This window comes from Bacillus cereus group sp. RP29 (assembly GCF_040459765.1).
Classification (GTDB): Bacteria; Bacillota; Bacilli; order Bacillales; family Bacillaceae_G; genus Bacillus_A; species Bacillus_A paranthracis.
This window is the reverse complement of sequence record NZ_JARVHN010000001.1, coordinates 448,185-460,651: the sequence shown is the minus strand read 5'-3', so window position 1 is coordinate 460,651 and position 12,467 is coordinate 448,185. Positions and strand designations below refer to the sequence as shown.

Genomic DNA, 12,467 nt, shown 5'->3' with positions numbered 1-12,467 from the left:
ACGCCTATAGTAATGTTGGTTTCTTAACATTTCCTTAACGACTTAACAAAAAAAACACCGCTCATCCCGAGCGGTGTTTTTCTAAGCTTTTTGTAATTGTAATTCTTCACGTTCCATTATTTTTCTTAATACGATTGTTTGTGTCATTGTAAATAAGTTACCTGTTATCCAGTACAACACAAGTCCTGATGGTGCCGCAAATCCCATAAATAAAATCATTGCGGGCATCATAATTTGCTGCATTTTTAGCATCTGTACTTGTTCTCCAGGTGTAATATTAGATTGGAAAACTTTCATCTGAATAAATGTCGTTAACGCTGCAATAATCGGTAATATATGATAAGGATCTGCATGTCCTAAGTTCACCCATAAAAACGAAGATGTGCGAATCTCTTCTGTTCGGCTAATCGCATAATACAAAGCAGAAAAAATCGGCATTTGTATTAATAGAGGCCAGCAACCAGCAAGTGGATTCCAACCGCCTGATTTCATTAGTTCTGACATTTCTTTTTGATACTGTTTTTGTTTTTCAAGATCTTTACTTACATCACCGTATTTCTTCTTTAGCTTCTGCAATTCAGGTTGCATTTTCTTCATTTTCGCTTGGCTACGATATTGCGAAACAGCTAATGGAATCATCGCTGAACGAATAACGAGCGTCATAATAATGATAGCAATCCCGAAGCTAGCTCCCGGTATATGATGAGCAACAAATTGAATCATAAACGAGATTGGATAGACAAAATAATGATCCCAAATTCCCGTACTATGTGCATCAATTGGAGCTGCATTACTGCAACCAGATAAAACAAAAACAAGTAATAATGATAAACTAACGAGCACAGCTCGGTATGATTTTAACATGTTCATTCCTCCAATGTTTCGTAATTATTTAGCGAAACATTGGTGTATACGGACCGACCTCGTCATTCTCTTCACTTGATTCTTGTCTGCGTACAGAACGAATCATTCCATATTTATAAAAAATAGAAAATAGCGGTACATTCCCCGCACTATCTTCACATGTATCAACTAACGCAAATGCTCTTTGTCTACCGCTCGATGCTTGCTGACGCACAAAGCGAGAAACGTTAGCAAGGAAGAAAACTTCTAACAAACAAAGTGCTGTCGTTACAAACGATATATATAGAATTGCATCCTGCAATAAAAATTCCATCGCTTCACATCCTTAATAAGGTCATTTTAGCACATTCGGCAAACATTCTCTATTTCCTTTTATCGTCAAAAAAAGTATTTTGCATATTTTCTCAAGAAAATAATAATTAAGAAACATTGTATTCGCTTTCTTTAGTATATTCACACACATCAATGAATAGGCTTGATTTATTAGAAATTTATAAAATTTTTGCATTATAATAAAACTATTGCCAGTTTTTGAAAAAACCTTTATTCTCTTCTTGTAATCAAAAATGAATATGGAGATGAAACATACTATGGGTCAACTAGGAGACGCCGATTACGTTCCCGACACCGCCTTTTTATCCTTCCCAGCAGCTAAAACATTTCACTTAGAATTTATCATACAGTTGGTTGTTATTTTCGTAGCTTCTATTTTGTATGCAATTTCTATGAATATGTTCTTTATCCCGCATAACATGATTAGCGGTGGATTCGCTGGAGTAGGGATGATTATCGGTTATTTAATGCACTACAATATCGGTGCACTTATCTTTTTACTAAACATTCCTCTTCTTATTTTAAGTCACTTTTACTTAGGCAAGAAGACAACCTTTTTAACAGCGTACTTTGTAGCTGTATCATCGTTAGCGATGAACATTATCCCTGTACACCAAGTTTCAGACGATATTTTACTATCTTCTGTATTCGGCGGTGTAATCTGCGGAGCAGCCTCAGGAATCATATTCCGATTTGCTTCTTCAACAGGTGGTTTTGATGTTGTTGGATTGATTGTAGCGAAATATCGAGATGTTTCAATTGGAGCAATCATATTTGTATTCAACTTAATCTTACTTGTTGTAGCAGGATTTATTTTCGGATGGGATATTACACTTTATACGTTAATTAGTCGATTTGTAGTCAGCAAAGTGATCGATGCTGTGCATACGAAACATATTAAATTAACGATAATGACAATTACAGAAAAAGGCGAGGAAATAAAAAGCGCCCTACTACATCACGGCATACGTGGCGTGACAATGGTAGATGCTGTCGGCGGCTATACAAACCATAAGAAAAAAATGATTTACACTGTCGTGACTCGCTATGAGTTAGGCGAAATGAAACGCATTATCCGTCAAGTGGATAATAAAGCATTTATGAACATTACTGAAACAGTTGAAATTGTCGGCCGTTTCAAACGCATATAAAAAAGGTCAATACATGAAAGGGCATCACATATTATATGTGATGCCCTTTGTTATTCAACTCACGCACCTTTTAGCATAATACAATCACTACGTTTATTACTACAAATCGGAGGATAGCATTCCATATACAATACTGTCTGTCCATTCATCTTTATTCCAGAAATCTTGTATGAAATGTGCTTCCTTTCTCATGCCTATTCGTTCACACAATTTTTGTGAAGCTGTATTTCGTGCATCAAGATTAGCTTGTATACGGTGTACATTACATTCATGAAATAATTTAAATACCAAACGACTTACTGCTTCTGTTGCCAAACCTCTCCCAGCTACTTCATTTGAAAAACTATAACCAATCTCAACAGTGTCTCTCATATTTGTGTACCATACGGATAAATCACCAACTACCTTAGTTTTGTATATAACCGCCAAACTTAATATTGAGTCTTTAGTAAGTGCATTGTTTGCTAGCTTCTTATTAAATCTTTCCTGCATGTCTTCATGAGTCCACTTATTATGTAATAGGAACTTACATGTATCCTCACTATTATAAATAGCAAATACATCCTGTAAATCAGTACTTTTAAAAGGTCTAATTATTAATCTTTCTGTTGTGAACTCCAAGTTAACTCTCCTCCCTTACATTACATGCATGCCATAAAACACTTTTTATCGTATTTAAGCCTTCTTAGATCTCACCTTGATTACATATTTCATCAAAATAAATGAAACTCCTTCTTCTACTAAACCGCACCGTTAATGGTATTTCCTTGCGTTTTTTATTTTTTACACTTATTACAAAATCAGATAATTCTATTATTATGTCTCTAAATATGTTATAATGAAAACAGACTCACAAAAAAAGAGTATATAGACTTGGAAGTTTCTCATATTTTACAAACAAAAAGAAACGAGCAGTCAGGTATATTTCAGACACCATACACGTAACGGTTTAAATAACCGATCATCTTAGTTACTCTTCAATGATCTTTTTATAAAAAGATACGTACAATTAAAACTCACTTCAATATACTATACCTACCTTTTTGACTTCCAAATCATCTTATTACATAAGGAGATGAACATATGAATCAATATATACGATATACAATAGCTGTCCTGTTTGCTATTATCGGCGGAACAATCTGCTTCTGGACAAACACTCAGCTTGGAGAGAATATCATTTTTAATGGAATCGAAACACTTGTAAGCGCTTCAATTTTAGGTGGATACATTTTCTTCCTCTTTAATCCAGAAGAAAATGCGCAAAAAACAATGTTATTAACAATGATCGGAATTGTCGGCGGATGTATTTCCTACTCAATGACTAACTATACATTACCACTTCAATTAAGCTCAGCTTTCTTCCACGGTCTATGGACTTGGTTCATTGCCTTCTGTCTAGCAGATGTATTCAACCTATTACAAGACAACGAAGAAGAAAACGGTCGCCAAATTGAAAGTAACTCGTAAGCTGGAAGAGATTCTTCCAGCTTTTTTTATGTTGGTTTGCAGACCCTGATTGGTATTTACCAGATTATATCAGCGATTTTTCAAATATATCGACGATTTCTCCACTTATATCAGCGATTTTTTCATTATATCGACGGTTCGACACAGGATATCGACTTACCGACAATTTTCGGCAATCTATTTATACTCTATACCCCGCCACTACAATAAAAAGAAGTTACCCTCACGGCAACTTCTTTTCCATATACCCCATCCAGTACCAACCAGATTATATCAGCGATTTTTCAAATATATCGACGATTTCTCCACTTATATCAGCGATTTTTTCATTATATCGACGATTCGACACAGGATATCGACTTACCGACATCTTTCGACACTAAAGACGCTCAACATACCCTATCCCCCAAGCAATTTACTGCCGAACTCTACGATTAAAAAGATAATTAATAAGATCGCGAGTATTTTTAATGCTACATATGCCACTTTAAAAACAACATAAATGAGCAAGACGATTAAAATAATCGTTAAAATTTCCATCTAGAATTCCTCCAAGCTTTGCTCTTCTTATCTTATTTTACTCGCCCCACACTTTTTATGGAACGGCATAAGACGACATAGAAAAAAGAGGATACCTCACCCATCGTAAGATACCCTCTCTTTCAGCTGCTCAAACCATTCTCTCTCTAATTGTAAATATCCCATTTCACTCTTCTCGGCGCTCTTCAATTCTTTATCCGCTTTCCTCATATAAACGTTGGAAGCTTCCATATCGCCCTCTAAATATTTAATAATTCCTTGTGTACGGTAATATCCGTTTAAATCCATTTTGGTGATAGCTTTTGCATGTTCCTTTGCTTCTTGCAAAGAAAGACTATGAATCTGATAAAGGGCTTTATATAAAAGGTACCAACTATGAAAACTACTAACGAAAAACTTATTTTCTTTCGTTACAGGTAGTTGAACAATTTGTTTTATATACGGTACAGCTCTTTCCATTCCCTCTTGATCCGCACGAGCCAAAAAGACGAGCATAAGTCTACTCATTATCTCTCTTATCCCTTTATTCTCTTTTATTTTTTCCTCACTCAGTTCTACCAATCTTTCATCCCAATCTCTCGGTCTTTTATAACTAAATAACTCACTCGATATTTGAATCTCATATAAATGATTTCTAGCTCTTTCATCATCTTTAATTAAAATAAGAAATTGCATCCCATCACTCATAAGCGTTCCTTTTATCGGCACAATTGTAACTGCAAAGATTGCAAAATGGAAAAAGGAAAAATATAAAAGATATTGATAATAACTCACCATATATATGTAACCTGAAGTAATACCAAATAATAAACTCGTAATCGGTCCACCTAAAGTAAGCCATGCCCACTTTTTCGAAAGGTTCGGTGTCTCTATAGAAGGCGGTACTAGTGTTGCAACGCCTCCAAAGTACGCCCATAATTTATTTTCTCGAATGCGTACTTTCCCCTTCTCTTTTTGAACAGTAATGGGTCCTACTGTCATAAATTTAAAATTCAAACCACCTATTACACCGAATACTACATGCCCTAGCTCATGAATGGCTAATACTAACAATGAAATTCCAACTATTTCCCATAGGTTCAAAATTACTTCTAATTTCCCAGTTCGGATTACTCCGTATAAAATGGACAAAACTAACGCCGCCGTCATAGTACCAGCTGGCCTTCTTAAAATATCCACCTTTTTCTCCCCTTAATAAATCATTTTTCTATGCATTTCGTACATATATGTTCCAACATGTAAAACCCAAACGAACGAAATCATAATGACCATAAAATAATCTTTCCCATCTAAAAGTACATAAGCAATTGCCACTAACCATGCACAGGCAAGTGTCATATTTGTATATTGATATGCCTTATATCCCGCCTCATGAACAATTTGTTTTTGTCCTTCATCTGCATTCTTTGCCCACATTTCCATTGACTGAGAATACGTAACACTCTGTTCTGGATATAAAGCGTTATACCTTTTCCTCATTACAGACCCTAACCAAGTTATAGTAATAAAGCACACTGTAGATACCACAATACTTACACTAACAAAGAGCAAGCTCCCTTCTTTTGTATACGTTCTATAAAACGCAATAACTGAGCAAACAAACCATGATGGAATAATAATTTCCATTACTCGAAAATAAATAAGCACTATCCCTAACCTTCGTCCCTTAACATTTTCTTCTTCATCTTTCGTTTGTGCGAGTACTCTTGTACGCTTCCAAATATAATATATAGCTATTACGCCAAATAAACTCATCATGCCAATGCTAATAACAGGGGATATTTTACTAGTTCCCTCTGTTGCACTATCCCCTACTACATACCCTATGAACCCGCCACATATCACTCCTGCTAACAGCTTCAGTATAGCCAACATTTTCCCCTTTACTTTACCCTTCACCATCATCTTCCCCCTCCACTAACGTAAATATTTCCTCCACCGGTACATTGAAAATTTGTGCGATTTTTAACGACAATACGATAGATGGTGCATAATCCCCGCGCTCAATTAAACTAATCGTTTGCCGCGATGATCCAATCGCTTTCCCCAAATCCCCTTGTGATAAACGATGCTTTGCTCGCAATTCCCTCACTCGATTTTGAAGCTTCATGTCTTCCCTCTTTTTCATTTATTTAAATAAAATTGTAAATAATATCCTTATTATTGTCAATTATAATTGTCATTTTGACGTTAATAATTGACAAGATAATCTATAAATTTTTAAACAGGTAAACAAAAACTTATTAAAATAAAAAAGGCAGTGCATCTGCACTGCCTTCCTAAATTCTGACATAGAATGGATTCCATATTAACTTGCGTTTTGTAATAATGCTCGTTTTAACTGTTTACGGAAACGAACTCCTAACGTAATTGCTACAATCGCAATCACTCCAAAAATAATTTTACCGATATGACCTTCTAGCGCTCCAAAAATATCATGTAAATTGCCACCTAGCCAGTAACCACCGATTAAGAAGAATGATACCCAAAATAGAGCACCTGAGTAAATTGTAATTGCAAAACGGCGGAACGGTAAGTTAATAATTCCCGCAAAGTATCCTGTAAAGTGACGTACACCAGGAATAAAGAAACCGATAAAAATCAAGAAGTATCCATACTTATCAAACCACATTCTTGTTAAGTCGATTTTTCTTTGTGTTAAAAATACGTATTTCCCATACTTTTGAACAAAGGGCATTCCTAATTTATTTCCTAAAAAGTATTGGATCGTCATTCCTACACTTGTCCCAATGAAGGATAGGATAATTAAAATCGGTAAACTTAAATCACCCTTATGTGCTAAAAATCCCGCATATGCTAACGTTGGCTCTCCCGGAAACGGAAGTGCAATATATTCTAACAGCAAACCAACAAGTACAACATAGTACCCGTATTGCTGAAATAATTCATGAATCCATTCCATGTCATCTCTCCTTTCGATCACGTGCAACTTCTTACTAATATTGTATAAAAAAATTGTCGAAATAACTATCACAATAGCTTACATTTTTATTACATTTTTGTAAGGCTCTCACTAAACTTTTACGTTCTTTATTTACTTTCATTTTCAGACAACTTAACAAGTATATAACGTGAGAAACCAAGGCCTTAATATGCATTTTTTAACACTTAAAAATCGTTATATTTTGTTCTTAATAAAAAACCACTACAAACTCATACGAACTTCATATTAGCTTCATATACGTATTGTAAGATTATATCGGAATTTGTTTAAAAATTTAACTAATATATGACTAAACATTAATTTGAATAAATATTAATCGCTTTTCGAAATTGAAAAAAGGGTGAATACGAAATGGAAGCTTATAAGATGCACGATTTTATTAATACAAATGTTGAATCTCACCAAAATGAAACCGTTTTTAATTTACACATATGTGAAACAAATGAATTTGACGTAAGTTTAACAAAGTCTACAACACTGTCTTTTATCGTTTCAAAAAAGAACATTAAGATTGTTACGAAAAAATGGATTAATTCAAATCAAGAAAGCATGATTGGCAAAAGCTACATCATTCCAACGAAAGCTTTTCACTACTTCTTACCAATTATTTCTGAAACGGAAGATGAATTAAATATTCAAGTTCAAAGTTTTGGACTACATGGCGAACTTTTATTAAATGAAAGATTACTTATTGATAAAAACAACAAACACAATGCCAAAATTACTACTTTCTTTGAAACATTAGATGAAAATGTAAATAAAGTATTACGAGGATTGCAAATTCATTGTATGTAAGACTATTACAATAGTAAAAAGGAGAATATAATGAAAAAACTATTATTAGGCGCACTATTATCATTAGGATTTTTAACTATTCCATTCACAAATGCTGAGGCAGCTACAACGAAAGATCAACTGATTGTAAACACACAGTTAAATAAAATGGATTATTATCAAAACGGAAAATTCATAAAGAGTTTTACTGTCGCTACTGGAAAAGCAGCTACTCCTACACCTAAAGGTACTTTCCAAATCGTAAATAAAATTAAAAATCGTCCTTATTACACAGGCAAAATTAAAGGCGGCGATCCACGTAATCCGCTTGGTGACCGTTGGCTCGGACTAAACATGGCAGGAACTTACGGAACAACTTATGCGATTCATGGTACGAACAATAATCAGGCAATTGGTAAGTGGACAACACTAGGTTGTATTCGTATGTATAACAATGATATACACTGGTTATTTGAGCGTATTCCCCAGCAAGCTACTGTCACTGTAAAATAACCTCAAAGCGCGATTTACGTGTAGCCAAGAATTTTATGTCTTGGCTTATTTTATTTCTTCATTTACAGTAGCAAAACAACTGTATTTACATATATAATAGGAATAGATTGTGTTAGGTAACATCCAAACATTGATAAACATGGATATTAAAATTATACAGTTATAATATTTTATAAATTTTATAATACATACTATAATAGAATTACTGTAATTCTTAAATATTCAGTTTCACTAAACAACTCCCCTTGCTACTTTCATGATTATTTTATGGCGGGGGCTTATTATATGTATAAACAATCTGAGTCATCGAAAAAATGATGAATTCGAATATTGCAGTAAAAAGCGTTATTTAGGAGGTGTTACTATGACGCATATACTGGTGATTGAAGACAACCCAGATATACAAGAACTAATTCGTGAATTTCTAATGGCACAAAACTTTACTGTTGATGTCGTTGGTGCTGGAACAGAAGGTATACTTCTTTTCCAAAAAAATTCATACGATCTTGTCCTCCTTGATGTGATGTTACCAGATATAGATGGCTATAGTATTTGTAAAATTATGCGAGGACAATCTGATGTACCAATCATTATGTTAACAGGCTTACATAATGAAGAAAGTGAAATTAAAGGATTTGAATTAGGTATTGATGACTATATTACGAAACCGTTCCATTACACCGTATTTATTAAACGTGTAGAAGCTGTATTAAGAAGGGCAGCAACGAAGGAAGCCGAAGCTGCGACTATACTACAATTCCATGAATTGATGTTAAATTCTACAGCATACGCCGCTTATGTTCATGGTAATCAAATTGAATTGACAACAAAAGAATTTGAAATTATTTATACTTTACTGCAAAATCGAGGAAAAGTATTATCAAGAAGTGATTTGTTGAATAAGGTATGGGGCTATGAACATTATGGTGATGTAAGAGTTATAGATACACATATTAAAAACTTACGAAAAAAATTAGGAATTCCTTATATTAAAACGGTGAAAGGCATTGGCTACAAAATCGAATCGTAGCAAAGACAACATCACCAAAAATATTTTCATCAAAACCTTATTATTTTGTATTCTTTTATCACTTTGTCTTTATCAAGTTATTTACTTCTTAGCTTCAAACTACGATAAAGAACGTTTTGCGAAAGAAAATGGAACGCATACTACAGAACAAGCGGATTCAGATAAACAAAACGATCAAAGTAAAACGAATCAAAATAAAGCTGTATCACAGGGGGACATGTTTAATTTCCAATCTGCTATTATAGATTATAATTCTCTCTCTACAGCTATCAATCACCTTTTGCAGCCTAGCCAAACTGCAAAAGCAAAAGAACATGCTCAAAATATTTCGGGGGAAAATAGCGCTTCTGCTCCATCTACAGAAATGGAAAAGCAAGTCGCTACTAATGATGCCTTACATAAACAAAATGCAGCAAGTAAAGCAAATGATGCACAAGATAATCCAAAATTAACAGATGTACTGCAACAATTAGCTCCACATATTGGCGCAACAATGCTTGCACTCTCTCTGCTCGGATCTTTAATTTATGCAAAACTAATTGCTAAACCTTTTCAATATATGAGTGATGCTTTAAAAGATATTATGAATCTTGATTTCTCAGATAAAAAGCTACTCAACAAAAATACGGATCAAACAGATTTTAATTTACAAGTAGCTGCTTCACAAGTACCAAATATAGTGAAGAATTTACATGCAAGCAATCAAGATTTAAGAAATGAACTCAAAAAGGAACAACAATTAGAACAATCTCGTAAAGAATTTATGTCTATGGTTTCCCATGAATTAAAAACACCAATCGCAGCCGTTATGGGACAACTAGATGGCATGATTCACGGAATTGGAGCTTATAAAGATAGAGATAAATATTTAAAACGTTCCTATGAAATGATGCAAGACATTAACATATTAACGGAAAAAATGTCGGAATTATCCAAAATACAAAACCCTCAATTTAAACCTGATTTAAAAGTTATCTCATTAACTAATATTATTGAGGATGTTATGAAGAAAGTAGATTATTTCGTATCTGTAAAGCAGTTAAATGTTCAATCTAACATTAAACAAGATGTACAAGTTTTAGCTGATCCTAAATTTATTCAAACTGCCATTTTTAACATTATTTCAAATGCAATTCATTATACAATTGACCATCAGCATGTATATATAAAGCTTTATGAAAAGCCAAACGGTTACGCATTAGAAGTATTAAATACAGGTTCACAAATAGATGAGGATAAACTTGCTCATTTATTTGAGCCATTCTATCGCGCAAACCCTGACAAACACGGCTTAGTACAAGGTAGTGGTCTTGGGTTATACATTGTAAAACAAATACTAGATAAACATCAATTTCCTTATGGTATACAAAACACGCCTCAAGGTGTAAAATGTTCTATTGTATTCCCAAAAGCAATGTAAAAACCTACTACAATTTCATATCCCAAATTCATACTTCGTATGAGTGGCGGAATTTTGTAGAGTATATGACTCTGTTTCGTTCGCCCGTTATCCTTATTTGGATAGCGGGCGTTTTTTATTATGTAAAAGGAGGATTTTCATGGAGAAATTTAAGTATTCATTACTCGTTTTATTCGGAGCTTGTAGCTACGGCGTACTTTCAACTATTTTCAAACTCGGATTCATTAATGGATTTTCAGCACATCAACTATTAGGAGGACAATATGTCTTCGGATGGATTGGTCTTCTTCTGCTCGTTCTTTTCGTTTCACGTCATAAAGTAACAAAAAAGCAATTCTTTTCCTTACTAACAGTTGGCACAACGATGAGTATGACCGGTATCTTCTACGCTATTTCTGTAGAAGAACTACCAGCATCTATCGCTGTCGTCCTACTTTTCCAGTTCACATGGATTGGTGTCGTTATTGAAGCAATTGCAAACCGAACATTTCCAAGCCGTGAGAAAGTTATATCTATCATTATTTTATTTGCTGGAACATTGTTTGCAGGCGGTGTCTTTGAAGGTCTCGGACAAAACTTTTCCACGAAAGGTATGATCTTTGGTCTATTAGCCGCTGTCTCTTTTTCATTCTATGTTTTCGCCAGTGGGCGTGTTGCTACAGAAGTTCCGCCTTATACGAAAAGCTTTCTTATGACAACAAGCGCTACGCTTATCGTATGCCTATTCTTCCCGCCAACCTTTTTAACAGATGGTGCCCTGCAAGCTGGCCTATGGAAATATGCTTTCTTCCTCGGATTATTCGGCGTTGTCGTACCTGTCATTTGTTTTTCGATTGGCGTACCGAAAGTAGGAACAGGACTTGGTACAATACTAGGTGCAGCTGAATTACCAACAGCCATTATTGCTTCTATTACACTTGTACATGAAGTCGTAACGTTCATGCAGTGGATTGGGATTATCGTTATATTACTTGGGATTTTCACTCCTCAACTTCTTACAGCTAGGAAAGAAAAAAAACGTAATCGCGTGTATAGTGCTTAAAAATATTAACTTGCTTATAAATGGAAATAAAGTTACAATGTGGTATAATTTCAAATCTATTTGGAGGTATAAATGACTATTTTAAGCGTAGCCTTTTTTGCCATTATGTGTATCTTCTTCCTAATAAGATATATGAAAGAAAAGAAATTTTACGATGTGCTCGTCATTCCTATTTGCATATATTCTGGAGCAGTCAAAACCCCTTTGGTGGAGTACTTAAACTTTAATACCACATTCAAAATAACATATGATATTGCAGCTATTATTCTCGTAATCCTTGCCATGCTTTTCTTCTTAAAGGATAAGAAAGAGAATCCTACTGCATAACAAAAGACCTTTCATTTACTTGAAAGGTCTTTTTCTCT

16 protein-coding genes are annotated in these 12,467 nt (G+C 34.3%); 8 read left to right on the top strand and 8 right to left on the bottom strand.

Features of this window, described 5'->3' with window-relative positions; genetic code table 11:
- Window positions 1-81 precede the first annotated feature (81 nt).
- Together yidC and QCI47_RS02265 are read right to left on the bottom strand one after the other, a co-directional pair.
- Window positions 82-864, bottom strand: a complete 783-nt coding sequence (gene yidC / locus QCI47_RS02270) for a membrane protein insertase YidC (RefSeq protein WP_000920531.1) — start codon at window positions 862-864, stop codon at window positions 82-84.
- A gap of 28 nt (window positions 865-892) precedes the next feature.
- Window positions 893-1,177 (bottom strand): hypothetical protein, encoded by a 285-nt coding sequence (locus QCI47_RS02265; protein WP_000394930.1) that lies wholly within the window; start codon window positions 1,175-1,177, stop codon window positions 893-895.
- Between the two features lie 277 nt (window positions 1,178-1,454).
- Here QCI47_RS02265 and QCI47_RS02260 point away from each other — a divergent pair, with 277 nt between their 5' ends.
- On the top strand, window positions 1,455-2,348 hold the full coding sequence (locus QCI47_RS02260; RefSeq protein ID WP_000530037.1) for a YitT family protein: 894 nt from the start codon (window positions 1,455-1,457) through the stop codon (window positions 2,346-2,348).
- 99 nt (window positions 2,349-2,447) lie between these two features.
- On the opposite strand, the gene QCI47_RS02255 is transcribed toward QCI47_RS02260, so the two are convergent.
- Window positions 2,448-2,969: a GNAT family N-acetyltransferase gene (locus QCI47_RS02255; RefSeq protein WP_270691757.1), complete on the bottom strand. Its 522-nt coding sequence runs from the start codon at window positions 2,967-2,969 to the stop codon at window positions 2,448-2,450.
- A 462-nt stretch (window positions 2,970-3,431) separates the two neighbouring features.
- Between QCI47_RS02255 and QCI47_RS02250 the strand changes: the two genes are divergently transcribed.
- Complete coding sequence (locus QCI47_RS02250; RefSeq protein WP_001077770.1) at window positions 3,432-3,818, top strand: DUF3938 domain-containing protein; 387 nt, start codon at window positions 3,432-3,434, stop codon at window positions 3,816-3,818.
- 399 nt (window positions 3,819-4,217) lie between these two features.
- Here QCI47_RS02250 and QCI47_RS02245 read toward each other — a convergent pair whose 3' ends face one another.
- The 5 genes from QCI47_RS02245 to QCI47_RS02225 form a co-directional block, all read right to left on the bottom strand.
- Entirely contained in the window at window positions 4,218-4,358 is a 141-nt protein-coding gene (locus tag QCI47_RS02245; RefSeq protein WP_000404784.1) for a DUF3985 family protein, read from the bottom strand.
- A 96-nt stretch (window positions 4,359-4,454) separates the two neighbouring features.
- Complete coding sequence (locus tag QCI47_RS02240; RefSeq protein ID WP_309422198.1) at window positions 4,455-5,507, bottom strand: zinc metalloprotease; 1,053 nt, start codon at window positions 5,505-5,507, stop codon at window positions 4,455-4,457.
- Between the two features lie 42 nt (window positions 5,508-5,549).
- The gene (locus QCI47_RS02235; protein WP_429726339.1) at window positions 5,550-6,233 is read right to left on the bottom strand and encodes a DUF3169 family protein; all 684 of its coding nucleotides are present in this window, start codon (window positions 6,231-6,233) and stop codon (window positions 5,550-5,552) included.
- 13 nt (window positions 6,234-6,246) lie between these two features.
- Window positions 6,247-6,468: a helix-turn-helix transcriptional regulator gene (locus QCI47_RS02230; RefSeq protein WP_000776167.1), complete on the bottom strand. Its 222-nt coding sequence runs from the start codon at window positions 6,466-6,468 to the stop codon at window positions 6,247-6,249.
- Window positions 6,469-6,666: 198 nt separating this feature from the next.
- Window positions 6,667-7,281 (bottom strand): DedA family protein, encoded by a 615-nt coding sequence (locus QCI47_RS02225; RefSeq protein WP_000454757.1) that lies wholly within the window; start codon window positions 7,279-7,281, stop codon window positions 6,667-6,669.
- Window positions 7,282-7,674: 393 nt separating this feature from the next.
- Between QCI47_RS02225 and QCI47_RS02220 the strand changes: the two genes are divergently transcribed.
- The 6 genes from QCI47_RS02220 (at window position 7,675) to QCI47_RS02195 (ending at window position 12,429) form a co-directional block, all read left to right on the top strand.
- Entirely contained in the window at window positions 7,675-8,118 is a 444-nt protein-coding gene (locus QCI47_RS02220) for a DUF3978 domain-containing protein (RefSeq protein WP_000388752.1), read from the top strand.
- A 30-nt stretch (window positions 8,119-8,148) separates the two neighbouring features.
- Window positions 8,149-8,610, top strand: a complete 462-nt coding sequence (locus tag QCI47_RS02215; RefSeq protein ID WP_076873547.1) for a L,D-transpeptidase — start codon at window positions 8,149-8,151, stop codon at window positions 8,608-8,610.
- A gap of 364 nt (window positions 8,611-8,974) precedes the next feature.
- Complete coding sequence (locus tag QCI47_RS02210) at window positions 8,975-9,640, top strand: response regulator transcription factor (protein ID WP_000148833.1); 666 nt, start codon at window positions 8,975-8,977, stop codon at window positions 9,638-9,640.
- Window positions 9,618-11,060: a sensor histidine kinase gene (locus QCI47_RS02205; RefSeq protein WP_242231284.1), complete on the top strand. Its 1,443-nt coding sequence runs from the start codon at window positions 9,618-9,620 to the stop codon at window positions 11,058-11,060. Before QCI47_RS02210 ends, QCI47_RS02205 begins: the two co-directional genes overlap by 23 nt.
- Window positions 11,061-11,199: 139 nt before the next feature.
- Window positions 11,200-12,102 carry an EamA family transporter gene (locus tag QCI47_RS02200; RefSeq protein ID WP_000410516.1) on the top strand — a complete coding sequence of 301 codons (903 nt, stop codon included), beginning with the start codon at window positions 11,200-11,202 and terminating at the stop codon, window positions 12,100-12,102.
- 72 nt (window positions 12,103-12,174) lie between these two features.
- Entirely contained in the window at window positions 12,175-12,429 is a 255-nt protein-coding gene (locus QCI47_RS02195; RefSeq protein WP_076873546.1) for a hypothetical protein, read from the top strand.
- Window positions 12,430-12,467 lie beyond the last annotated feature (38 nt).

What these genes read in the sequence shown, in the direction of transcription:
- QCI47_RS02230 (WP_000776167.1), bottom strand. Translation starts at nt 6,468, where the DNA reads ATGAAGCTTCAAAATCGAGTGAGGGAATTGCGAGCAAAGCATCGTTTA.
- QCI47_RS02200 (WP_000410516.1), top strand. Translation starts at nt 11,200, where the DNA reads ATGGAGAAATTTAAGTATTCATTACTCGTTTTATTCGGAGCTTGTAGC.
- QCI47_RS02240 (WP_309422198.1), bottom strand. Translation starts at nt 5,507, where the DNA reads ATGACGGCGGCGTTAGTTTTGTCCATTTTATACGGAGTAATCCGAACT.
- QCI47_RS02220 (WP_000388752.1), top strand. Translation starts at nt 7,675, where the DNA reads ATGGAAGCTTATAAGATGCACGATTTTATTAATACAAATGTTGAATCT.
- yidC (WP_000920531.1), bottom strand. Translation starts at nt 864, where the DNA reads ATGTTAAAATCATACCGAGCTGTGCTCGTTAGTTTATCATTATTACTT.
- QCI47_RS02215 (WP_076873547.1), top strand. Translation starts at nt 8,149, where the DNA reads ATGAAAAAACTATTATTAGGCGCACTATTATCATTAGGATTTTTAACT.
- QCI47_RS02235 (WP_429726339.1), bottom strand. Translation starts at nt 6,233, where the DNA reads ATGTTGGCTATACTGAAGCTGTTAGCAGGAGTGATATGTGGCGGGTTC.
- QCI47_RS02225 (WP_000454757.1), bottom strand. Translation starts at nt 7,281, where the DNA reads ATGGAATGGATTCATGAATTATTTCAGCAATACGGGTACTATGTTGTA.
- QCI47_RS02260 (WP_000530037.1), top strand. Translation starts at nt 1,455, where the DNA reads ATGGGTCAACTAGGAGACGCCGATTACGTTCCCGACACCGCCTTTTTA.
- QCI47_RS02210 (WP_000148833.1), top strand. Translation starts at nt 8,975, where the DNA reads ATGACGCATATACTGGTGATTGAAGACAACCCAGATATACAAGAACTA.
- QCI47_RS02250 (WP_001077770.1), top strand. Translation starts at nt 3,432, where the DNA reads ATGAATCAATATATACGATATACAATAGCTGTCCTGTTTGCTATTATC.
- QCI47_RS02265 (WP_000394930.1), bottom strand. Translation starts at nt 1,177, where the DNA reads ATGGAATTTTTATTGCAGGATGCAATTCTATATATATCGTTTGTAACG.
- QCI47_RS02195 (WP_076873546.1), top strand. Translation starts at nt 12,175, where the DNA reads ATGACTATTTTAAGCGTAGCCTTTTTTGCCATTATGTGTATCTTCTTC.
- QCI47_RS02245 (WP_000404784.1), bottom strand. Translation starts at nt 4,358, where the DNA reads ATGGAAATTTTAACGATTATTTTAATCGTCTTGCTCATTTATGTTGTT.